Consider the following 23056-nt stretch of genomic DNA (forward strand, 5'->3'; position numbering starts at 1 on the left):
TGAGGGTGGTGAGGGTGTGGGTGAGGTGGGTGGGGGTGGTGGGTGTGGTGGTGAGGGTGGTGGTGAGGACGGGGGTGCCGGTGGGGTCGGTGGCGGTGAGGGTGTGGGTGTTGGGTTGTGTGGGGTGGGGGGTGAGGGTGGTGTGGAGGGTGGTGGCTGCGGTGGTGTGGAGGGTGGTGTGGGTGAAGGTGGTGGGGAGGTGGAGGGTGTCGTGGCTGGTGGCGGTGGTGAGGAGGGTTTGGAGGGTGGCGTCGAGGAGGGCGGGGTGGAGGGTGGTGTGGGTGGGTGTGTGGGGTGTGGGGAGGGTGGTGGTGGCGTAGAGCTGCTCGCCGTGGCGCCAGGCGTGGGTGAGGCCTTGGAAGGTGGGGCCGTAGGTGTAGCCGTGGGTGGCGAGGTGGTCGTAGTGGGTGGTGAGGGGGATGGGGGTGGCGTTGGCGGGGGGCCAGCTCGCGGGCGCGGGTACGGCCTCCGAAGGCGTGTTGGTGAGGGTGGCGGTGGCGGTGTGGGTCCAGGGGGTGTGGGGGTTGGTGGTGTGGGGTCGGGTGTGGATGGTGAGGGTGCGGGTGCCGTCGGTGGCGGGGCCGGCGGTGAGGTGGAGGTGGGTCGCAGCGGTGGTGAGGGGTGTGGGGGTGTGGAGGGTGAGTTCTTCGATGTGGGGGTGGTTGAGGTCGTGGGCGGCGTGGAGGGTGAGGTCGAGGAGGGCGGTGGCGGGCAGGAGTGGGGTGTTGAGGATGGTGTGGTCGGCGAGCCAGGGGTGGGTGGTGAGGCTGAGGGTGCCGGTGTAGGTGGTGGTGCCGTCGGGGTGGGTGGTGGCGGTCCTGAGGAACAGGTGGTCGGTCGGCGCGAGCCCCAACGCCGACGGCGTACCGGCCGGCAACTCGGCGTCCAGCCAGAGGTGTTGGTTCTGGAACGGGTATGTCGGGAGGGACGTGTGGCCGCTACGGGCGGGCCGGGTGTGCGGCGCCCCGGTGGTCCAGGCTGTGGCGAGGGTGGTGAGGAGGTGGCGGGTCTCGTCGGTGTCGGGGCGCAGGAGCGGGAGGACGGTGGCGTCGTCGAGCGTCTCCCGGGTGGGCGGGGTGAGCGTCGGCGTGGCGCCGAGTTCGAGGTAGGTGGTGGTGCCGAGCTGGGCGGCGGCCTGGAGGGCGTCGTGGTAGCGGACGGTGCCCCGGATGTGGTCCGTCCAGTACTCGGCGGTGGTCACCTCGTCCCCGGCCGGCTTGCCGGTGGCGTCCGAGATGAACGGGACCGTCGGCTCGTGGAACGTGAACTGCTGTGCGGTGGAGCGGAATTCGTCGAGGATGCCGTCCATGTCGGGGGAGTGGAAGGCGTGGCTGACGGTGAGCGGCTTGGTGCGTCGGCCCTGGGCGCGGAAGCGCTCCGCGATCTCGCCGACCGTCTGTCGGTCGCCCGAAAGGACCACGGAGGTGGGGGAGTTGACGGCCGCCAGGGAGACGAGGTCCTCCAGCCCCGCGATGGCCTGGAGGGCCTCCTCGGCGGTGGCCTCGATGGCGGTCATCACGCCCGTGTCCGGGGCCTGGTGCATGAGGCGGCCTCGTGCGGCGACGAGTGCGGCGGCGTCGTCGAGGCCGAGGACGCCGGCCGTGTGGGCGGCGGTGAGGGCGCCGATGGAGTGGCCGACAACGCCGGCAGGGTGGATGCCGTACGAGGCGAGGAGCCGGGTGAGGGCGGTCCCGAGCGCGAAGACGGCGGGCTGGGCGTAGCGGGTCTGGTCGAGCAACTCCGCGTCGCTGTGCAGGAGATCGCACAGCGGGCGGTCGAGGTGAGGGCGGAACGCGTCCGTGAGCTCGTCGATCGCCTGGGCGTAGACCGGGAAGGCCTCGTACAACTCCCGCCCAGCCCCGGCGCGTTGGCTTCCCTGCCCCGAGTAGAGGAACACCGGACGGGCGCCGCCCACTGAGGCGGTCCCGGTGACGAGATTCGGGTGCCCGAGTCCCTCCGCCAGCGCGCTCAGGGCAGAGCGGGCCTCCTCGCGATCGCCGAGGACGACGGCCGCGCGGTGCTCGAAGGCTGTCCGCGTACTGGCCAACGCGTAGGCCACGTCGGCGGGTTCGGCTTCCACGGCGGCCAGGCGCGCGGCCTGCTCCCGCAGCGCGCCCGGAGTCCGTGCGGAGAGCTGCCACACGTACGGCCCGGCTGCCTCGTCCTCCTCCGTCAGGGGAACCGGCTCCGGCTCCTCCAGGATCAGGTGCGCATTCGTCCCGCTGATCCCGAAGGAGGACACGGCCCCCCGACGCGGACGCCCGCTCGACGGCCACTCCCGCCCCGAGGCGAGCAACTCCACCCGCCCCGCCGCCCAGTCCACGTGCGGCGACGGCGCGTCGACGTGCAGGGTGCGCGGGAGCGCGCCGTGCCGGAAGGCCTCGATGATCTTGATGATGCTCGCGACACCCGCAGCCGCCTGCGTGTGCCCGAGGTTGGACTTCACCGACCCCAGGTAGAGCGGCGTCTCGCGCCCCTGCCCGTACGTGGCCAGCAGGGCCTGGGCCTCGATCGGGTCCCCCAGCGTGGTGCCGGTGCCGTGCGCCTCCACCACGTCGACGTCGGCCGTGCCCAGCCCGGCGTTGGCCAGCGCCTCCCGGATGACCCGCTGCTGCGAGGGCCCGTTGGGCGCGGTCAGCCCGTTGCTGGCGCCGTCCTGGTTGACGGCCGAGCCGCGCAGCACGGCTAGGACCGGGTGCCCGTTGCGCCGCGCGTCCGACAGCCGCTCCAGCACCAGCAGGCCGGCGCCCTCACCCCACGCGGTGCCGTCGGCGGCGGCGGCGAACGGCTTGCACCGCCCGTCGGCGGCCAGCCCGCGCTGGCGGCTGAACTCGACGAAGGTGGCGGGCGTGGCCATCACCGTGACGCCACCGGCGAGCGCGAGCGTCGACTCGCCCGAGCGCAGCGACTGGGCGGCCAAGTGGACGGCGACCAACGAGGAGGAGCAGGCGGTGTCCACCGTCACCGCCGGGCCCTCCAGCCCGAGGACGTACGAGACCCGCCCGCTGGCGACGCTGCCCGCGCTGCCCTGCCCGAGGTGGCCCTCGAACCCCGCCGGGGCGGAGCCGTGCAGCCGGGAGCCGTAGTCGTCGTACATGACGCCCGCGAACACCCCGGTGCGCGAGCCGCGCAGTGTGGTCGGGTCGATGCCCGCCCGCTCGACCGCCTCCCAGGCCGTCTCCAGCAGCAGCCGCTGCTGCGGGTCGGTGGCCAGGGCCTCGCGGGTGCTGATGCCGAAGAACTCCGGGTCGAAGTCGGCGGCGTGGTCGAGGAATCCGCCCGCGCGGGTGTAGGAGGTCCCGGTGTGCTCGGGGTCGGGGTGGTAGAGGTTCTCCAGGTCCCAGCCCCGGTCGGTGGGGAACGGCCCGATGGCGTCCACGCCGTCCGCGACCAGGCGCCACAGGTCCTCGGGGGAGGTGACCCCGCCGGGGTAGCGGCAGCCGATCCCGACGACGGCGATGGGCTCGTCGGAGGCGTCGCCGACGCGGACGGGGGCGACCGTCTCGGCGGTGCCGAGCAGCTCGGCGAGCAGGTGGCCGGCCAGCAGGGTGACCGTCGGGTGGTCGAAGACGGCGGTCGCGGAGAGCCGGACGCCGAGCGCGTCGGCGAGCCGGTTGCGCAGGTCGACGGCGGTCAGGGAGTCGACGCCGAGGTCGGTGAAGGCGCGGTCGGTGGGGACGGCGTCGGCGCTCGGGTGGGCGAGCGCCTGGGCGGCGTGCTCCTGCACCAGCCGGACCAGCCGGCCGAGCCGCTCCGCCGGGTCGGCGGCGGAGAGTTCAGCGGTGAGTTCGGCGGCCAGGGCATTCCCGGCAAGGCGGCCACCGCCCGCACCGCCGCTCGCGGCCACCCGCCGCGCGGCCGGGACGAGGCCGCGCAGCAGCGGCGGAACGGTGTCGGCCGTGGCACCGGCCAGGTCGAGGCGGGCCGGGAGGACGGCCGCCGGTCCGCCCGCCAGGGCCGCGTCGAACAGGGCGAGCGCCTGCGGGACGGGCAGCGGCGCGACGCCCGCGCGGCGCAGCCGGGCGCGGTCGGCGGCGGTCAGCCCGGCGCCCATGCCCTCCTCGCCCGCCCACAGCCCCCAGGCCAGCGAGAGCGCGGGCAGGCCGGCGGCGCGGCGCTGGGCGGCGAGCGCGTCGAGGAAGGAGTTGGCGGCGGCGTAGGCGGCCTGGCCGGCGCCGCCGAGCGTTCCGGCGGCGGAGGAGAAGAGCACGAACGCGGTGAGGTCGCCGGTGAGTTCGTGCAGGTGCCAGGCCGCCTCGGCCTTCGGGCGCAGCGCGGCGTGCAGCCGTTCGGGGGTGAGGGAGGCGAGGGTGGCGTCGTCGAGGACCCCGGCGGCGTGCACCACGGCGGTCACCGGGTGGTCGGCGAGCAGGGCGGCCACCTCCTCGCGGTCGCCGAGGTCGGCGGCGACGAGTACGGCCTCGGCGTCGAGCGCGGTGAGTTCCCGCAGGAGGCGGGCGGCGCCCGGCGCCTCGGGCCCGCGACGGCTGACCAGGACCAGTCGCCGGACGCCGTACCGCTGGACCAGGTGCCGGGCGATGTGCCCGCCCAGGGCGCCGGTGGCCCCGGTCAGCAGGACGGTGCCGTCGGCGTCGAAGGCCCCGGCCGGAGAAGCGGACGGCGCGGTGCGGACGAGCCGAGGCGCGAGCAACGCGCCGTCGCGCAGCGCGAGTTCCGGCTCCTCGGTGCCGAGCGCGAAGGCCGCCCGGAGCAGGGGTGCGGCGGCGAGCGGCGGCTCGGTGCCCCGGGCGGCGGCGGGCGTGTCGAGCAGCAGGACGCGGCCGGGGTGCTCGCTCCGCACGCTGCGGAGCAGGCCGCGCAGAGCGGCCGCGGCGAGGTCGGCGGGCGGCTCCTCGGCGGTGGTCCCGGCGCCCCCGGCGGTCTGCACCAGCAGTCGGGCGTCCGCCGTACGCGGCTCGGCCAGCCACTCCTGGACGAGCGCCAGGTAGTGGGCCACGGCGGAGCGGGTGAGCTTCGGCGGGCCGGTGACGCCGTCGTCGGTGATCGCCCGTAGGACGGTGTCCGGCAGCGGCCCCTCCGGGTGGGCGGCGCGCAGCGCGTCGAGGGTGGGGAGGGCGCCGTGCGGGTCGAGGACGGCCCACGCGGCGTCGTCCGGCTCCTCGGCCGGGACGGTTACCGGGGACCAGGCGGTGGTGTACAGCGGCCCGGCGCCGGCGGTGAGCGCCTCGGGGGCGAGCGGGCGCAGCGCGAGGTGCTCGGCGGTGAGCACCGGCTCGTCGGCCGCGTCGGCGGCGTGGACGGCGAACCCGCCCTCGGTGGGGCTCAGTTGGACGCGCAGCACCGTCGCCGCGCCCGCGTGCACCTGCACCCCCGCCCAGGCGAACGGCAGCAGCAGGGCGCCGTCCGTGTCGTCCACGGCGAGCAGCGCGTGCAGGGCGGCGTCCAGCAGGGCGGGGTGGACGGCGAACCGGTCCGGGTCACCGAACGGCCCCTCGGGGAGCCGGACTTCGGCGAACAGCCGCTCGCCCGAGCGCCAGGCGGCCCGCAGGCCCCGGAAGGCGGGGCCGTAGTCGCGGCCCTGCGCGGCCAGCCGCTCGTAGAGGCCCTCGACGGGGATCGGCTCGGCTCCGGCGGGCAGCCAGGTGCCGTCCGTCCTGTCGATGCGCGAACCGGCGGGAACAGCCCAGCCGGTGGCGTTGCGGACCCAGTCCGGGGTTGCCACCGTGCGGCTGTGGACGGCGAGTTCGCGGCGCCCGTGGGCGTCCGGCCCGGCGACGGTGACCTGGATCTCCAGGGCCTCGCCCTCCGGGATCGCGGCCGGGGCGAGCAGCGTCAACTCCCCGATCCGGGCGGCGTCCAGGCGCCCGGCGGTGTGCAGCGCGAGGTCCAGCAGCGCGGTGCCGGGGAGCAGCACGGTGCCGTGGACGGCGTGGTCGGCCAGCCAGGGGTGGGTGCGGACGGAGAGGCGGCCGGTGAGCACCGCGCCGCCGTCGTCGGCGAGTTCGACGACCAGGTCGGCCAGCGGGTGCTCGGCGGGCCGGCCCGTGCGTGGGGCGGGGGCGTCGAGCCAGAGGTGTTGGCGTTGGAAGGGGTAGGTGGGCAGGGCCGTGTGGGTGCTGCGGGCGGGCTGGGGGTGGGGGGTGCCGGTGGTCCAGGCGGTGGCGAGGGTGGTGAGGAGGTGGCGGGTCTCGTCGGTGTCGGGGCGGAGGAGCGGGAGGACGGTGGCGTCGTCGAGCGTCTCCCGGGTGGGCGGGGTGAGCGTCGGCGTGGCGCCGAGTTCGAGGTAGGTGGTGGTGCCGAGCTGGGCGGCGGCCTGGAGGGCGTCGTGGTAGCGGACGGTGCCCCGGATGTGGTCCGTCCAGTAGTCGGCGTCGGTGGTGTCCACGACCGTGCCGGTGAGGTCCGAGACGAAGGGCAGGGTGGCGTCCCGGTACGCGAACTGCTCTGCTGTGGAGCGGAATTCGGAGAGGATGCCGTCCAGGTGGGGTGAGTGGAAGGCGTGGCTGACGGCGAGTGGCCTGGTGCGTCGGCCCTGGGCGCGGAAGCGCTCCGCGATCTCGCCGACCGCCTGTCGGTCGCCCGAAAGGACCACGGAGGTGGGGGAGTTGACGGCCGCCAGGGAGACGAGGTCCTCCAGCCCCGCGATGGCCTGGAGGGCCTCCTCGGCGGTGGCCTGGACGGCGGTCATGACGCCGCTGGACGGTGCTTCCTGCATGAGGCGCCCGCGTGCGGCGACGAGTGCGGCGGCGTCGTCGAGGCTGAGGATGCCGGCCGTGTGCGCGGCGGTGAGGGCACCGATGGAGTGGCCGACAACGCCGGCAGGGTGGATTCCGTACGAGGCGAGGAGCCGGGTGAGCGCAGTCCCGAGCGCGAAGACGGCGGGCTGGGCGTAACGGGTCCGGTCCAGTAGCTCGGGACCGGCCAGGATGTCGCGAAGAGGATGGTAGAGGTGGGGCCGGAACGCGTCGGTGAGCTCGTCGATCGCGCGGGCGTAGGCCGGGAAGGCCGAGTACAACTCCCGACCGGCACCCGCCCGTTGGCTGCCCTGCCCCGAGTACAGGAACACCGGCCGCGCACCGCCCGCCGAGGCGGTCCCGGTCACGAGGGCGGGGTGGGGCAGACCGTCCGCCAGCGCGCGCAGCGCGTCGCGATCGCCGAGGACGACGGCCGCGCGGTGCTCGAAGGCCGTCCGCGTGGTCGCCAACGCATGGGCCACATCAGCGGGTTCGGCGTCCACCGCGGCCAGGCGCGCGGCCTGCTCCCGCAGGGCGTCCGGAGTCCGTGCGGAGAGCTGCCAGACGTACGGCCCGGCGGAATCGTCGGCCGACGGAGCAGCGACGACCTCCGGCTCCTCCAGGATCAGGTGCGCGTTCGTCCCGCTGATCCCGAAGGAGGACACGGCCCCCCGACGAGGGCGCCCGCTCGCCGGCCACTCCCGCCCCGAGGCGAGCAGCTCCACCCGCCCGGCCGCCCAGTCCACGTGCGGCGAAGGCTCGTCCAGGTGCAGCGTCCGGGGCAGGATGCCGTGCCGGAACGACTCGATGACCTTGATGATCCCCGCGACCCCGGCCGCCGCCTGCGTGTGCCCGATGTTGGACTTCACGGCCCCCAGGTAGAGCGGCTCCTCCCGCCCCTGCCCGTACGTGGCGAGGATCGCCTGCGCCTCGATCGGGTCCCCGAGCGCCGTCCCCGTCCCGTGCGCCTCCACCACGTCGACCTGGTCGGCCGTCAGCTCCGCGTCGGCCAGCGCCGCCCGGATGACGCGCTGCTGCGAGGGCCCGTTGGGCGCGGTGAGCTGGCTGCTGGTGCCGTCCTGGTTGACGGCGGAGCCGCGCAGCACGGCGAGGACCGGGTGCCCGTTGCGCCGGGCGTCCGAGAGCCGCTCCAGGACGAGCAGCCCCGCGCCCTCCGCCCAGCCGGTCCCGTCGGCGGCGGCCGCGAACGGTTTGCACCGCCCGTCGGCGGCCAGGCCCCGCTGGCGGCTGAACTCGACGAACGTGCCCGGGGTGGCCATCACGGTGACGCCGCCCGCCAGCGCCAGCGTCGACTCGCCCGAGCGCAGCGACCGGGCGGCGTAGTGGATAGCGACCAGCGAGGAGGAGCAGGCGGTGTCCACCGTCACCGCCGGGCCCTCCAGCCCCAGCGTGTACGAGACGCGCCCGGTGGCGATGCTGCCCGCGCTGCCGTTGCCGATCCAGCCCTCGAAGCCCTCGGGCGCCGGGTTGAGCCGGGCGCCGTAGTCGGAGTACATGACGCCCGCGAAGACGGCCGTCCGGCTGCCGCGCAGCGTGGTCGGGTCGATGCCGGCGCGCTCCAGCGCCTCCCAGGCCGTCTCCAGCAGCAGCCGCTGCTGCGGGTCGGTGGCGAGGGCCTCGCGGGGGCCGATGCCGAAGAACTCCGGGTCGAACTCGCCCGCGCCGTACAGGAATCCGCCCTCGCGCGCGTACGCGGTGCCGGGGTGGTCCGGGTCGGGGTGGTAGAGGTTCTCCAGGTCCCAGCCCCGGTCGGTCGGGAACGGTCCGATGGCGTCCACGCCGTCCGCGACGAGCCGCCACAGGTCCTCGGGGGAGGCGACCCCGCCGGGGTAGCGGCAGCCGATCCCGACGACGGCGATCGGGTCGCGGCGGTCGGCCTCCAGGCTGGCCACCCGCTGGTTCGCCCGCTGCAGGTCGGCGGTGACCCGCTTGAGGTAGTCGCGGAGCTTCTCCTCGTTGGCCATGGGGTGGCTTCCATCCTTCGATCGGGGCGGCGGCCCGCGCGGTGACGCTCGGCCGGCAGTGGACGTGCGGGGTGGTGCGGGGTCAGGCGGACCGGCGGGCGCGCAGCCGGGCCAGCCGCCACAGCACGGCGAACAGCGCGCGCCGGGGGTCGCGGACGCCGCGCATCCGCAGGATCGAGAGCACCGCCCACAGCGGCGTCTCGGCGGCGTGCCTCGGCGAGCCGTGCACGTCGTCGTTGGTCAGCAGCGACAGCCGCCGCACGGAGGAGCGCAGCAGCGCGGCCTCCTGAGGCGGGATCACCTCGTCGCGGCCGCTGACCAGGTACGCGAGCGGGATGTCGAGCGCGGCGAGGTCGGCCTCGCCGAGCGCCCAGTCGCGGATGTGCGGGCCCAGCGCGGCGGGTTCGACCCCGGCGAGGTGGGCGAGGGTGTCGACGGTGATCCGGGGGAGGCGCCCCTGCCAGTCGGCGTCGGTGAAGAAGTGCCGGAGCGGCGCCCCGGCGGTGACGACGCCGCGCAGCCGCTGGTCCTCGCGGGCGGCGCGCAGCGCGAGGTGGCCGCTGAAGCTGAACGCGATGGCGTGGGTGTCGGCGGTGCGGGCGCGCTCGCCGACGGCGTCGAGCAGGGCGGGGAAGAGGCGGTGGCTGTCGGCGTCGTAGCGCAGGGCGTTGTCGCCGATACCGGGCAGTTCGAGGACGATCCCGGCCATGCCGAGGCGGGGGAGCTGGAGCAGGACGGGAGCCCACTGCTCCTTGGTGCTGACGATGCCGCCGGAGAACAGCAGCAGCGGCTTGGGGTCGCGGGCGGACAGCCCGGTCGTCCAGGCGCGGAGGGTTCCCGCGCCGGTGTCGACGGTCAGCGGCTCGATGACGGGCGCCTCGGCGGCGCGCCAGCGCTCGAAGGCGGCGGCGGCCCGGTCGGCGGCCTCCCGGCGGGCGGGGCCGTCGACGTACGGGAAGCGGGCGGTGGTGTAGTGCCGGACGGCGTCCTGGAGGCGGCCGGCCCGTTCGGCCTCCTGCCCGGCCCGGGACCACTCGGCCGTCCAGGAGCCCTCGCCGTCCCCGTCGTGGTGGACGCGGTCGAGGACGAGCCGGCGCTCCTCGTCGGGGATGCGCTGGGCCCGGGCGTGGACCTCGACGTACTGCTTGAGCTCGGCGACGTCGTTCACCGCCCGCTCACCGCCGCCGTCGGGGCCGCCGTCGGGGCCTGGGCCGCGTACGCCGGGTACTCCTCCAGCGCCTGCCGGATCTCGCCGAGCACCTCGGCGGCCTCCGCGCCGTCGATCACCCGGTGGTCGAAGGTCAGGTTGAGCCGCAGGACGGGCGCGATCTCTGCCCGCCCGTCGCGGGCGACGACCCGGTCCAGGACCCGGCCGACGCCGAGGGTGACGGTGGTGCCGCCCACGGAGTGGAAGCCGTCCACCGGCGCGTGCCCGAGGGAGCTGACGGCGAAGGTGCCGATCCGGGCGGCCCGGGAGCGCAGCGGCCGGACGGTGGCGCGGTAGGCGAGCAGTCCGAGCAGAGGGTGCAGCCGGTGCAGCTTGCGCAGCGGCGCGACCTCGGGCCGCCCGGAGGCGTCCTCGCCCCGGTGGAGGTCGATCTGCGCCTGGACGGTGGCCAGTTCGGCGTGTGCGAGGTCGGGGACGACGGTGGCGAGGACGACGCGCCGGCCGTCGAGGCGGCGGTCCAGGACGAGCTTGCCGTCCACCGAGGGGTAGCGCGCCACGCGCGGTCTCAGTCGGCCCCGGATCGCGGCGTTGGCCTCCGGGTGGCGGGCGAGGACCCGGCCGGCGGCGAGCAGCACGTACGAGACGAGGGAGTACCGGACGCCCTCGGCGCGGGCGGCGGCCCGGTGGGCGAGGACGGCGCCCATGTCGACCTCGGTGTCCAGGTGGACGGGCGCGAAGGAGCGGATCTCGTCGAGGAAGTACAGGGTGTGCCGCCGCTGCCGGGCGGGCGGCGTGATGCCGGCGGAGGAAGAAGGGGTCATCGTGGTCACGCTCCTTCGAGGGCGAAGCCGGCCTTGATCCACTTGCTGGACTCGACGGCGACGGCCAACGCCCGTTCGCCGCGCGCCAGTCGCGGCAGCAGCTGCTCCAGCTGGAGGAAGGGCAGGCCGTTGCCGTTGTTGCCGGTGGTGGTGACGACGCTGATCGCGGTGGCGGCGGGGTTGTCGAGCAGCTCGCCGATCCGGGTGGTCATCCGCCCGGAGAGCTGGGGCGGCAGCAGGTAGGCGAGCTCGTCGGGCTTCCAGTCGAGCCGGTGCAGCAGCTCGTGGTAGATCTCGGCGGCCAGGGCGGGCACCCGCGCCTCGATGGCCTTGTAGTCCTCGCTGACGGCGGGGGTGCCGTCGGCCGGGTCGTTGGGGCCGAACCAGGCGAGGGTCTGCCCGGGGGCCTGGCCGAGGCCGACGAGCCGGGTGAACACGTCCCGCACGAGCGGCGCGCCCGGCACCGGGTCGACGGAGAGCACGACCGCGCCCGCGCCGTCGCCGAACAGCATCGCGTTGACGAGCTGCTCGGGCGGCAGGGCGGAGACGTCGGCGGAGAGGTCGAAGGCGCGCGAGCAGACGTCCCCGCCGATGACCAGGACGGTGCGGTGCTCGCCGGCCAGCAGCAGCTGCCGGCCCAGGGCGATGGCCTGGAAGGCGCCGGTGCAGCCGGACTGGAGCTGGAAGGTGGGCACCTGGTCGACGCCGAGCCGGTCGGCGACGGTGTTGACGGTGCCGGGCATCAGCAGGTCGGGGGTGGCGGTGCCGAGCACCAGCGCGTCCAGGTCGCCCGGGCCGAGCCCGGCGTCGGCGAGGGCGCGCAGGCCCGCGGTGGTGGCCAGGTCGGCCAGCGTGTGGGTGCGCGTGCCGCTGTCGAGGTCGAGCGCGAGGTGGCGGGTGCGGGTGCCGACGAAGAGGTCCACCCACTCGGCCCACTGCGCGCTCTGCCCGAACCTGCGGGCCAGGGCGAGGTTGTCGACGGGCGCGCCGGGCAGGGCCGTGCCGACGGACAGGAGGCGGACCTCTCGGGTGTCGGCGGGGGCGGGGCGGTCGGGGTGTGCCACAACCGGGCCTCTCTGCTGCGGGGACGGGAGGCGGCGTCCGGTCGGCGCGGCGGGACCGCGCGGGCGGCGGTGGCCCGGTGAACGGGGACGATGCCGGAGGGCGGTGGCGCCGGCGACGACCGGTGGGCCGGGGTGCCGGGGGCGCCGACCGGGGCACGGTCGGGCGGTCCGGCGTTCCTCAGCCTCCGTCGGGCCGCTAAATCTGCCCTAAGCCGCTGCGTAAGCCGCAATCGGGCGGAAACACGACGACGCCCCACCCGTCTCCGGATGGGGCGCCGAGGGGCGTGCCCTACTGCGGGAGGGCGGCCAGCAGTTGACGGGTGTACGGGTGCCGGGGCCGTCCGAAGACCTCCTCGACCTTGCCCTCCTCCACCACCTCGCCGTCCTTCATCACCAGCACCCGGTCACTGGTGTGCCGGATCACCCCGAGGTCGTGGGAGATGAACAGCACGGACACGCCGGTGCGTTCGCGCACCTCGGCGAGCAGGTCGAGCACCTGGGCCTGCACCGAGACGTCCAGGGCGGACACCGGCTCGTCGCAGACCAGCACCGTCGGCTCCGCCGCCAGCGCCCGCGCGATGGCGACCCGCTGGCGCTGCCCGCCGGACAGCTCGCGCGCCCGCCGCCCGAGCAGCTCGGGCCCGAGGCCGACGGCGCGCAGGTGCCCGGCGACCTCCTCGCGGCGGCGCCGCGCGGCCCGCCGCCCGGGCGCGCCGAGCGCCTCGCCGACCAGCCGCTCGACCGTCCACCGGGGGTCGAAGGCGCTCAGCGTGTCCTGCTGGACGAGCTGCACCCGCCGCAGGTCCGCGCCCTTCGCCGCGCCCGGCCAGGGGCGGCCGTGCAGCGAGACCGCGCCCGCGTCCGGGCGCAGCCGCCCGATCGCCATCAGCGCGACGGTGCTCTTGCCCGAGCCGGACTCGCCCAGCACCCCGAGCACCTCGCCCGCCCGCAACCGCAGCGAGACGCCGCGCACGGCCCGCTGGAGCGAACCGTCCGGCCGCCGGTAGGACTTGACGAGCCCCTCGGCGGCCAGCACCACCTCCCCGCCGCCCGCCGAAGGGGCCGCGGCGGTACGCGGCGGCGCGGGCCACGGCACGTCGAGCCTGCGGCACCGCGCCGTCCGGCCGGGCCCCAGGGCGACGGGCTCCGGCGGCCTCGCCCGGCAGGCCTCCTCGACGAGCGGGCAGTGCCGCGCGAACCGGCAGCCGTCCCCGCTCGACTCCTTCGAAAGAGACGGGAGTTCACGTGACCGGAGCGAGAGCCTCGCCCCCCGCGGATGCCGCCCGGGGACGGCGGCCAGCAGCTCCCGGGTGTACGGATGGGCCGGGGCCCCGAGCACCTGGTCCGCCGGGCCCTCCTCGACGAAGACCCCGTCGAACATCACCGCGATCCGGTCCGCGAGCCGCGCCACCACCGACAGGTCGTGGCTGATCAGCAGCAGCGCCGCGCCGGCCGCCTTCCGCTGCGCGAGCAGGTCCAGGATGCGGGCCTGCACGGTGACGTCCAGCGCGGTGGTCGGCTCGTCGGCGACGAGCACGGCCGGGTCGGCGGCCACCGCGGAGGCGATCAGCGCCCGCTGGCGCTGCCCGCCCGACAGTTCGTGCGGGTACTGGCGGGCGCGCACCTCGGGGTCCGGCACGCCTGCCTCGGCCAGCAGTTCGACGGCCCGGGCCGGGCGCCGCGCGGCGGGCACCAGCCGGTGGTTGGCGAGCACCTCGGCGACCTCCGCCCCGACCCGGCGCAGCGGGTCCAGGGAGACCAGCGCGTCCTGGAGCACCAGGCCGACCCGGCGCCCGCGCAGGCCGCGCCAGCCGCGCTCGTCGAGCCGCGTCAGGTCCAGGCCGTCCAGCTCCAGCCGGTCCGCGCGGACGACGGCCCCGGGCCCGGTCAGGCCCAGCAGCGTCCGGGCGGTGACGGACTTGCCGCTGCCGGACTCCCCGACCACGGCCAGGCACTCCCCGGCCCGCAGCGAGAACCCGACCCCGCGCACCACGTCCCCGCCCCGGGCGAAGCCCACCCGCAGGTTCTCGGCGACCAGCACCGGAGGCGCACCCCCGGGCGTACGGACGGCAGCCGCGCCCGCGGCCTCTTCGGCTTCCTCGGCTTCCTCAGCGACGGCCATGGCCCTGCCTCCCCTCCAGGCGGCGTTGCAGGTCCCGCCCCACCACGGTCAGTGCGGCGGCGGTCAGCAGCACGGCGACGCCGGGGCCGAGCGCCAGCGCCCAGGCGTCCTCGAACTGCCCGCGCCCCTCGGCGAGCATCGACCCCCACTCCGGGTCGGGCGGCTGCGGACCGAGCCCCAGGAAGCTCAGCGAGGCGCCGGAGATCACCGCCCCGGAGATGCTCAGCGTGGCGAAGACGACCAGCGGGGGCAGCGCGTTGGGCAGCACGTGCCGCAGCCGCGCGCTCCACGGCCGCTGGCCGAAGCCGACGGCGTGGTGCACGTAGTCGGCCCGGCCCACCCCCAGCGCCTGGGCCCGCGCGAGCCGGACGAACCCGGGCGCCATCGACAGGCCGATGGCGAGCGTGGCGTGCCCGGTGCCCGGCCCGAGCAGGGCGATCACCAGCAGGGCGAGCAGCAGTCCGGGGAAGGCCAGCAGGATGTCCGTCAGCCGCATCAGGACTTCGTCGACCACGGCCCGCGAGGTCGCGGCCAGCACCCCGAGCAGCGCCCCGGCGCCGAGCGCCAGGCCCGTGGCGCCGAGGCCGACGACCAGCGAGTCCCGGGTGCCGTGCACCAGGCGGCTGAACACGTCCCGCCCCAACTGGTCGGTGCCCAGAAGGTGTTCGGAGCCCGGCGCGGCCAGCGCGTTGACCGGGTCGACGGCGTTGGGCGGCTGCGAGGCGAGCAGTGAGGGCGCCAGCGCGGCCACCGCGAGCAGCACCAGCACCGCCCAGGCCAGCAACGGCCCGAGCGGCAGCCGCCGGGCCGCGCGGGCCGCACGGGCGGGACGGGAGAACGCGAGGGCGGGAACGCTCACCGCACTGCCTCCTTCAGCCGGGGGTCCGCCACCGCGTACCCCACGTCGACCAGCAGGTTGACCACCGTGAACACCAGCGCCGAGACCACCACCACCCCGGTCACCACCGGCAGGTCGCGGGTCGAGATCGCCGAGGCCGTGATCCGCCCGATGCCCTGACGGCTGAACACCGTCTCCACCACCACCGCGCCGCTCAGCAGCGAGCCCACCGTCCAGCCGGACAGCGTCAGCAGCGGCACCAGCGTGTGCCGCAGCGAGTGCCGCAGCCGCAGCGCCGTCTCGCCGGAGCCCCGCGCCCGCGCGCTCAGCGCGTACGGCTCCTCCAGCGAGCGCTCCATCGACTCCCGCAGCACCTGCGTGAACACGCCCAGCATGGGCAGCGCCAGGGTCACGGCCGGCAGCACAAGACCGTCCAGGCCGCCGCCGTCCACCGCCGGGAACAGCTGCCACTGGAAGGAGAACAGCGTCAGCAGCACGATCCCGGCCCAGAACGCCGGCGTCGAACCGAGCACCAGCTCCACCGCCGAGGAGGTCCGCCGCAGCCAGGGCCGCCGCCCGGCCGTGGCCACCGCCAGCAGCACCGCGCCCAGCAGCGCCACCAGGAACCCGGCCAGGGCCAGCTCGACCGTCGCCGCGGCCTGGTCGCCGAGCACGTCCGCCACCGGCCGGGACACCTGGTACGAGGTCCCGAGGTCGCCGCTCAGCAGCCGGCCGAGGAAGCGCCCGTACCGGACGACCAGCGGCTCGTCCAACCCGAAGTCCGCGCGCACCCGCGCCGCGACCTCCGGGGTGACCTCGTGGCTGCCCACGATCAGCTGCACCGGGTCCCCCGGCGCCAGCCACAGACCGGCGAACGCAGCGCTGGCGGCGCCCAGGACGACCACCACCGCCAGCGCCAGCCGGCGCACCACCCAGTGCCGCAGTAGCGCCAACACGCCCGCCCGGGGCGGTAGTTCCTTCATCGCGCGGCCAGCCAGGCGTCGTAGAACAGCGGGAACGCGATCGCGTCGAAGTCGACGCCCCGCACCCGCGAACTCGCGCCGAGCGCCGTCACCGGCACGTACAGCGGGACCTCCAGCACATGGTCGACCACGTACTTCTGCGCCTGCCCGTACGCCTGGCCGCGCACCGCCGGATCGCTGCTCGTCGCGCCCTGGTCCAGCCAGCCGTCCAGCTGCGGGTCGGAGATCCGGAACAGGTTCGAGCCGCCCTTCTCCGCCGTGGACGCCGACCCGAAGTAGTGCCGCAGGATGTCGGCCTCCGGGCGGACGAAGCTGAACCCGAGGACGTTCGCCCCGCCGCCCATCGCCGTCTTGGCGAAGGTGCCCGGGTCCTGGTTCACGTACTGCAGCTCGATGCCGACCTTCTTGGCGTCCGCCTGGACGCCTTGGGCCAGCAGGTCGCGGCTGTCCCGCGACAGGTAGGCGGAGGTCGGCCAGACCAGGGTCAGCCGCTTGCCGTCCTTGGTCCGGTAACCGTCCGCGTCGCGGCCCGTCCACCCGGCGTCGTCCAGCAACTTCCCCGCGGCCGCCGGGTCGTAGCCGATCACGCCCTCGACGGCCTTGTTGTAGTAGACGGTGCCCGGGCCCAGCGGCCCCTGCGCCCGGTGGCGGGTGTCGTGGTACACGGACTTGACCAGCGCGTCGATCTGGATCGACCGGGCGAACGCGCTGCGCACCCGCTCGTCGGAGAGCACCCCGCTCACCGGGTTGAGGAACAGCGCGTACACCTGGCCGGGCGCCGCCTGCTGCAGCACCTGGAAGCCCTTGGCCGTCTTCAGGTCGGCGATCCTCGCCGGGGCCGCGTTCCCCGCGATCTCGATCTGGCCGCTGCGCAGCTGCCCCTGGCGCACCGAGTCCTCGGGCACGATCTGGAACACCAGCTTGTCCAGGTGCGCCGCCCCGGTGTGCGCCGCGCCCTCCGGGCCCCAGGCGTAGGCCGGGTTGCGCTTGAGGGTGACGCTGGTGCTCTTCTCCCAGGACTCGAAGGAGAACGGGCCCGAGCCGACCGGCTTGCGGCACAGGTCCGCGGCGTTGTCGGCCAGCGACTTGGGGGACTGGATGCCCAGGTACGGCGTGCTGAGCGCCTGGAGCAGCGCCGCCCTCGGCTTGCTCAGCCGGATCACCGCCGTGGCCGGGTCCGGCGCGTCCGCCCCCGCGAACCCCTCCAGCAGGCCGCCCGCGTACAGGGACTTGGTGGCCGGCGCCACGGCGTGCTCCAGGCTCGCCTTGACGGCCGCCGCGTCCAGCTTCGTCCCGTCGTGGAACAGCACGTCGGTGCGCAGGTGGAAGGTGTACGTCAGACCGTCCGGCGACACCTGCCAGGACTTCGCCAGCCACGGGTGGAACGTCCCGGCGTCGTCCAGGCGCACCAGCGAGTCGAAGACGTTGCGGTCCACCACGCCCGTCACGTCCGCCGGGCTGACCGCCGGGTCCAGGCAGTCCGGCTCCACCTCCGCCGCGAAGCGCAGCGTGCCGCCGTCCACCGGCGCGCTGCCCTCCGCCGCGCCCGCCTGGCCGCCGGAGCCCGAGCCCGAGGAGCCGCAGGCGGCCGTGGCCACCAGGACGGCGGCGGCCAGCGCCACCGCCCCCAGGGCGCGGGCCCGGCGGCGGGGCCGGGCACGGCCCGCCCCCGGGAGGCGGATGTCGTCGGAAGCCGACTGCGGCACGGTGATGGGCACGGGGGACTCCAGCGCGAGGGGAAGAAACAGGGCGGCGACCGGACCGCGGCGACGGTGGGGGAGCGTGGCTGCCCCGGCGCCGGACGGTGGGGACGGCGGAGGCAGGCCGCGGGGTCGATGTCAACGGGAGTCTGGCCCGGCGGGCCAAATCGCCGCTAAATCGCGCACGTCGGGGGCCGTACGTAATCGCGTAGGTAATTCCTCGGATGCCGGCGCCGGCCCCTCCCTGACAGCATGGCGCCCCCGGGCCCGGACGATCGGACGGGCCGTCAACCACCGTGAACCGAGAGGGAGTCCGGACCCATGCCCGAGACGAGCACCGCCGCTGTTGCCGAGGACGTCACCGCGATCCGCCGACTGCTCTCCCGCCAGGCCCACCTGCGCGACACCGACCAGCTCGACGAGTGGATCCAGGGCTACGTCGAGGACGCCGTCTTCACCGCGCACGGCACCGTGGCGCGCGGCCGGGCCGAGATACGCGCCATCGCCGACGCCCAGCGCGAGGCCTTCTGGTCCGACTGGCGCGGCTCCCACTTCCTCAGCGAGCCCGGCATCGACGTCGACCCCGCCGCCGGCACCGCCACCGGCATCACCCACTACACCTTCCTCGGCCTCGGCCCGGACGGCGGCTACCAGGTCTACGTCGTCGGCCGCTACCACGACAGCTTCGCGCGCACCGAGGACGGCCGCTGGCTGCTCACCGCCCGCGAGGTCCTCACCGTCGGCGAGGAGGCCGAGCTGCTCCCGGCCGCCGGACAGGAGGCGGAGGCCGAGGCCGGGGAGACCCAGCAGGCCTGACGGGACGTGAGGGGCGGGGGCCGCCGGACGCGCAGGACAACCGGCCCCCGCCCCTCACGCACGCCGCCGTCCCGGCATGCGGGACGCCGTCCTCCGGTCCTGTCCCAGGCCTTGACGGGCCGCCCGGGCCGGAACAGACTCCGAGGGCAGATCCTCCGATGTGGGCGGGAGAGCCGTGAGGCGAGCGGAGCCGGTGACCGACGGCGCGGCCGACGCCGTCCGGCTGCTCCCCGTGCTCACGCACCGTCGCCACATCGATCTGCAGCGGGTGTGCAGCAGCATGGCGCCGGCGGAGAGTGTGTCCTCCTCCCCGTCCAGCCGTCGCTGAGCCTGCACCGCCCTCCACCCCACCCCGCCAGATCAGTCGTACGCGCGTCCGCGTACCTCCGACGCCTGGGAGAACACCCATGCCCTCCTCGTCCCCCTCCGTCGCCCCCCTCTTCCGCAGTCGCATCGGCCGCGACGCCCGCAGCGGGTACCACCCCGTGCCCCACCGCTACCGGCTCCACCTCACCCCCTCCTGTCCCGACGGCCTGGCCATCGCCGTCACCCACAGCCTGCTCGGCCTCGGCGACACCCTCCCCGTGACGCTGCTGCCCGCCCTGCCCGACGCCTGCGACGGCGGCTACCACGCCCTGCGGCCCCTGTACGAGGCCAGCCACCACCGCTACGACGGCCCGCCGAGCCCGCCCGTGCTCAGCGACGGGTGGAGCGGGCGGATCGTCAGCACCGACCCCTCCGGCATCCTCACCGACCTCGCCCGCCGCTTCGCCGGCCCCGACCTGTACCCGCGCGGCGCCGAGGCCGCCACGGAGGCCGTCGCCCAGCTGTGCGAGCGGACGATCACGGCCCCCGCCCAGCGCGCGGGCCGCGCCGACATCGAGGCCGCCGAGCGCGCGGGCGCCCTCGGCGTCCTGCTCGACGGCCTGGCCCTGATCGAACGGCGCCTCGGGGAGCGGGAGCACCTGTTGGGGGAGGAGCCGACCCTCGCCGACGTCCTGCTCTGGGTCACCCTCGTCCAGCTGGACACCGTCCACCGCTGGCACCTCGACGCCGCCGCCGTCCACCGCATCGCCGAGCACACCCGGGTGTGGGACTACGCCCGCCGCCTCGCCGGACACCCCGACTTCGGCCGCCACCTCGACCTGGACGGGATCGCCTTGCGCCACCACTCCCGCTGCCTGGGCGAGGAGGCCGCCGGGGCCGCCATGCAGGTCGTGGACTGGGCGGCGCACGCCCACCCGCAGCCCTGCGCGCCGGGGAGCAGAGCCGTCAAGGCGGTTCACTCCTTCGAGTGAGGACGGGCGGCCTTCGCGCGAAGGCCGCCGCTTCCGCGATCGACACTGGCCCGAGTGTTCGGACAACTCTCGGAGGGGGACCGGTGTCGATCATCGGAAATCTCGCACGTCCTGGGACGGGTGCCGCCGGAGCCGACCGGCGGTTGCTGGTCAGCGTCTTCGGCCCGCAGGAGGCCCGGGAGGCCGTCCTCGGAGGCGCCCGGATCATCGACAGCGAGGACCCGCGCAGCGCGCTCGGCACCATCCGGCCCCGCCGGATCATGGACGTCGCCGATGCCGTCCTCTCCGCCCACCGACCCCTCCCCGTGCAGCTGAGCACCAACATCGGCGAGGACCAACTGCTGTACCGGCGCGCCGAGAACGGCCTCGCCCTGCCCAAGCCCGCCTACGAGCAGGTCGGCAAGGCCGCGCAGGCCGCCCTCGGCGTGGCCCTCGCCATGGGCACCCGCGTCCACCCCTGCGGGATCGTCAAGGTCGGCCTCGACGGCATGCGCACCGGCGAGCTGTCCGACGTCCTGGGCGAGATCACGGCCACGCTGCGCCGCACCGAGCAGCTCTCCCACACCCGGGTGATGTCCGTCCTGTTCGCCCAGGACCTCGACCTGTGGGACGCCCGCAAGACGCTCCCGCAGGTGCGGCGGGCCCTGGTGGGCCTGCGGGAGTACTACCCCTGCGACCCGTCCGCGCCCGGCGCCTTCGACCTCGCCGAGTACGCCGGCGCGCTCCTCGGCGACGACGGCGAGCCGCTCTTCGGCGACCGTCGGCCGACGGCGGCGGAGCTGACGGCCTCCGGCGCCCTCCCGCCCTCCGCGCGGCACGCCGCCGTCGCCGTCAACGAACCCTTCCCGCACCACCGCTACGGCCTGACGGCCGCGCGCCGCACCGACCGCGAGGCGATCCGCGCGATGGTCGAGGCCAGTGCGGCCGCCGGGGCCGACGCCATCATGATCGACACCAGCATCCTGCTGAAGGTCGCCCGCATCGGCCTGATCTCCACCGCCGGCACCCCCGCCGAACTTGCCGACCTCGACCGGTACGACACCGACCGGCACGGCCTCGCCCGGGCCGGCATCCTCTCCCTGGAGGACGTCCGCTACTTCGTCGACCTCTGCCACGCCCACGACCTGGAGGCGAACCTGGCCGGCTCCGTGCAGAGCCACCAGGCCCAGCAGATCTGGCGCCTCGTCCCCGAGGTCGACCAGCTCTCGGCCCGCGGCGGCGTCAGCGCCCTGGTCCGCGCCCCCGACGGAGCCACCGGGCGCGCCACCCGCCACGACCGCACCGTCCGCCGCTCCCTGGTGGGCGGCCTGATCCCGCCGGAGCAGGGCGGCTACCTGGTGGTGCCCCGGCGGATGGCACAGGAGCCCGGGGCGCTCGACGCCGTGGAGGGCCTGCTCAAGCGCCACCCCGACCTGGCGGCGTACACGGCCGACCCGTACGGCGCGCTCGCACCGCTCGTCTGATCGGTCAGTCGGTCATCCGTCAGTCGGTCGGGTGGGCGGCGGCCCAGCCGTGTTCGAGAAGGGAGAACGCGGCGTCGGCGGCCCGGACAGGGTCGGCGCTCCGCTGGATGAGACTGCGGGCCTCGAGGGCGAAGCGGGCCAGCGCGGCGCAGCCGGGATCGTCCGCCGGCGCGCCCGAGGCCTCGGCGATGGCCAGCGCCAGCGCGGCCTCGTGGCGCGTCCACATGCGCTGGGAGTAGTCGCTCAGCTCGGGGGTGTCCCGCACCAGGCGCGTGAACTCGGGGAACCGGGGATCCGCCGCGTGGACGGCGAACCGGCTCTGCGCCAGCAGGAGGTGCTCGCGCAGCGCCTGGGGGACGGACCGGCCGGGGGGACGCTCGCGGACGGCGGCGACGAGGGCCGCCTCGATGTCGTCGTCCTGGTCGAAGACCAGGGCCTCCTTGCCGGAGAAGTGCTTGAACAGCGTCGTCACCGAGACGTCGGCGGCCTCGGCGACGTCCTTGACGCCGACCTGGTCGTACCCGCGTTCGAGGAAGAGCTCGAGTGCGGCGTCGGCGAGGGCTCGACGGGTCTGGGCCTTCTTGCGCTCGCGGCGCCCGGTCGGTTCAACGGTCACCCGCCCACCGTACCAAAGGTGCATCCACTGTAAAAGTTGAGTCATTGCACTTAGTGAGTGATTGTGGTTTTGTGGTGGCGCCGGACCTCCCAGCGCATCACCCACTCCTGAGGAGCACCCCCATGACCACCTCCCAGAACCCCCGAATCGCGATCGTCGGCGCCGGCCCCGGCGGCCTGACCTGCGCGCGGATCCTGCAACGGCACGGCCGCTCCGTCACCGTCCTCGAACGCGAGGCCTCCGCCGACGCCCGCCCGCAAGGGGGCACGCTCGACCTCCACCCCGGAACCGGCCAGGCCGCCCTGCGGTCGGCGGGACTCCTCGACCGGTTCCTCGCCCTCGCCCGCCCCGAGGGCGAGGAGTGGCGGGTGCTCGACCCGTCCACCTCCGAGGTCCTCGCGCAGCAGCCGCCGTCGCACTCGGCCGACGGCGGCCGTCCGGAGATCGACCGGGGCCGGCTGCGCACCCTCCTCCTCGACTCGCTCACCCCGGGCACGGTCCGCTGGGGCCACGCCGTCACCGGCGTCACCCTGCTGCCCGACGGCACCAGCCGGCTGCACCTCGCCGACGGCACCGCCGAGGACTTCAACCTGGTCGTCGGCGCCGACGGCGCGTGGTCACGCGTACGCCCGGCCCTGTCGCCCGCCGCCCCCGGCTACACCGGCGTCACCTTCGTGGAGACCGGGTTCGACCACTGCGACACCCGGCACCCCGAGCTCGCGCGCCTGGTCGGCAACGGATCGCTGCTCGCGAAGGGCACCGGCCGGACACTGGTCGCCCAGCGCAACGGCAACGGTCACATCCGCGCCTACTTCGCCTTCCGCGCGCCGGAGGACTGGCACCTGGCCGACGGTGTCGACCTCCACGACCAGGAGGCCGTACGCACGCACCTGCTCGACATGTTCGAGGGCTGGCACGAGAGCCTGCGCTCCTTCCTGGAGGACGGCGACCACGCATTCGTCAACCGCCCTCTCTACGCCCTGCCCGCCCCGCACGCCTGGGACCCCGCTCCCGGCGTCACCCTGCTCGGCGACGCCGCGCACCTGATGCCCCCGGTGGGCCTGGGCGCCAACCTGGCGATGCTCGACGGCTCCGACCTCGCCCACGCCCTCGTGACCGAACGCAGCGTCGCCGACGCCGTCCGGGCGTACGAGGCCGTCATGCTGCCGCGCTCGGTCGAGGCCGCGACGAGCAGTGCGCAGGGAATCGACCACCTTGTTCCCGTCGGCCCCGTCTCGACCGTTTCCTGAGCCGAGTCCTCGGCGCCGGGACAGCGTGGGCTGCGGGTTTGTCTCCGGCGCGGTGTGGGAGTACTGTCGACCAGTCGCTGGAGCGGCCACCCCACTCGGCGCGACTCATTCTCACACTCGACAGCCCATGCAGATGGGCTTTGTTGGCGTTCCCGTCAACCGGTGTGAGCGTGAATTTCGGGAAAATCCCGGAATGCGCTAACGTGGTGGTCGTCGCGAAAAGCGGCCCCGGCCAGT

Annotated in this window: 13 protein-coding genes; 4 read left to right on the forward strand and 9 right to left on the reverse strand. The window is 75.2% G+C overall.

Annotated elements, in window-relative coordinates; translation table 11 throughout:
- The 8 genes from ACIRRS_RS37745 to ACIRRS_RS37780 form a co-directional block, all read right to left on the reverse strand.
- Nucleotides 1–8680, reverse strand: an 8680-nt coding sequence (locus tag ACIRRS_RS37745) for an SDR family NAD(P)-dependent oxidoreductase (RefSeq protein ID WP_402981402.1), incomplete at its 3' end; no start/stop codon positions are given.
- A gap of 82 nt (nucleotides 8681–8762) precedes the next feature.
- Entirely contained in the window at nucleotides 8763–9848 is a 1086-nt protein-coding gene (locus ACIRRS_RS37750; protein WP_402981405.1) for an alpha/beta hydrolase, read from the reverse strand.
- On the reverse strand, nucleotides 9845–10669 hold the full coding sequence (locus ACIRRS_RS37755; protein ID WP_402981408.1) for a 2-oxo acid dehydrogenase subunit E2: 825 nt from the start codon (nucleotides 10667–10669) through the stop codon (nucleotides 9845–9847). The genes ACIRRS_RS37750 and ACIRRS_RS37755 overlap by 4 nt, the downstream gene beginning before the upstream one ends.
- Before the next feature lie 5 nt (nucleotides 10670–10674).
- Nucleotides 10675–11733: a 3-oxoacyl-ACP synthase III family protein gene (locus ACIRRS_RS37760; protein ID WP_402981411.1), complete on the reverse strand. Its 1059-nt coding sequence runs from the start codon at nucleotides 11731–11733 to the stop codon at nucleotides 10675–10677.
- Between the two features lie 289 nt (nucleotides 11734–12022).
- Nucleotides 12023–13855 carry a dipeptide ABC transporter ATP-binding protein gene (locus tag ACIRRS_RS37765; RefSeq protein ID WP_402981414.1) on the reverse strand — a complete coding sequence of 611 codons (1833 nt, stop codon included), beginning with the start codon at nucleotides 13853–13855 and terminating at the stop codon, nucleotides 12023–12025.
- Entirely contained in the window at nucleotides 13842–14714 is an 873-nt protein-coding gene (locus ACIRRS_RS37770; protein ID WP_402981417.1) for an ABC transporter permease, read from the reverse strand. The genes ACIRRS_RS37765 and ACIRRS_RS37770 overlap by 14 nt, the downstream gene beginning before the upstream one ends.
- Complete coding sequence (locus ACIRRS_RS37775; RefSeq protein ID WP_402981420.1) at nucleotides 14711–15676, reverse strand: ABC transporter permease; 966 nt, start codon at nucleotides 15674–15676, stop codon at nucleotides 14711–14713. The genes ACIRRS_RS37770 and ACIRRS_RS37775 overlap by 4 nt, the downstream gene beginning before the upstream one ends.
- The gene (locus tag ACIRRS_RS37780) at nucleotides 15673–17394 is read right to left on the reverse strand and encodes an ABC transporter substrate-binding protein (protein WP_402981423.1); all 1722 of its coding nucleotides are present in this window, start codon (nucleotides 17392–17394) and stop codon (nucleotides 15673–15675) included. Before ACIRRS_RS37780 ends, ACIRRS_RS37775 begins: the two co-directional genes overlap by 4 nt.
- Nucleotides 17395–17697: 303 nt before the next feature.
- On the opposite strand from ACIRRS_RS37780, the gene ACIRRS_RS37785 reads away from it, so the two are divergent.
- From ACIRRS_RS37785 to ACIRRS_RS37795, 3 genes are all read left to right on the forward strand, one after another.
- Nucleotides 17698–18192 (forward strand): nuclear transport factor 2 family protein, encoded by a 495-nt coding sequence (locus ACIRRS_RS37785; RefSeq protein WP_402981426.1) that lies wholly within the window; start codon nucleotides 17698–17700, stop codon nucleotides 18190–18192.
- Between the two features lie 407 nt (nucleotides 18193–18599).
- The gene (locus ACIRRS_RS37790; protein ID WP_402981429.1) at nucleotides 18600–19490 is read left to right on the forward strand and encodes a glutathione S-transferase C-terminal domain-containing protein; all 891 of its coding nucleotides are present in this window, start codon (nucleotides 18600–18602) and stop codon (nucleotides 19488–19490) included.
- A gap of 83 nt (nucleotides 19491–19573) precedes the next feature.
- Nucleotides 19574–20953 carry a (5-formylfuran-3-yl)methyl phosphate synthase gene (locus ACIRRS_RS37795; RefSeq protein ID WP_402981432.1) on the forward strand — a complete coding sequence of 460 codons (1380 nt, stop codon included), beginning with the start codon at nucleotides 19574–19576 and terminating at the stop codon, nucleotides 20951–20953.
- A gap of 19 nt (nucleotides 20954–20972) precedes the next feature.
- Here ACIRRS_RS37795 and ACIRRS_RS37800 read toward each other — a convergent pair whose 3' ends face one another.
- Entirely contained in the window at nucleotides 20973–21569 is a 597-nt protein-coding gene (locus ACIRRS_RS37800; protein ID WP_402981435.1) for a TetR/AcrR family transcriptional regulator, read from the reverse strand.
- 122 nt (nucleotides 21570–21691) lie between these two features.
- Between ACIRRS_RS37800 and ACIRRS_RS37805 the strand changes: the two genes are divergently transcribed.
- A complete protein-coding gene (locus ACIRRS_RS37805; RefSeq protein WP_402981438.1) occupies nucleotides 21692–22819 on the forward strand; it encodes an FAD-dependent oxidoreductase in 1128 nt (375 codons plus the stop codon).
- Nucleotides 22820–23056: the final 237 nt, after the last annotated feature.

This window comes from Kitasatospora sp. NPDC101183 (genome assembly GCF_044767945.1).
Taxonomy (GTDB): Bacteria; Actinomycetota; Actinomycetes; order Streptomycetales; family Streptomycetaceae; genus Kitasatospora.

Coding starts and splice junctions, on each gene's coding strand:
- ACIRRS_RS37755 (WP_402981408.1), bottom strand. CDS start 10,669: ATGACCCCTTCTTCCTCCGCCGGCATCACGCCGCCCGCCCGGCAGCGG.
- ACIRRS_RS37765 (WP_402981414.1), bottom strand. CDS start 13,855: ATGGCCGTCGCTGAGGAAGCCGAGGAAGCCGAAGAGGCCGCGGGCGCG.
- ACIRRS_RS37775 (WP_402981420.1), bottom strand. CDS start 15,676: ATGAAGGAACTACCGCCCCGGGCGGGCGTGTTGGCGCTACTGCGGCAC.
- ACIRRS_RS37785 (WP_402981426.1), top strand. CDS start 17,698: ATGCCCGAGACGAGCACCGCCGCTGTTGCCGAGGACGTCACCGCGATC.
- ACIRRS_RS37790 (WP_402981429.1), top strand. CDS start 18,600: ATGCCCTCCTCGTCCCCCTCCGTCGCCCCCCTCTTCCGCAGTCGCATC.
- ACIRRS_RS37805 (WP_402981438.1), top strand. CDS start 21,692: ATGACCACCTCCCAGAACCCCCGAATCGCGATCGTCGGCGCCGGCCCC.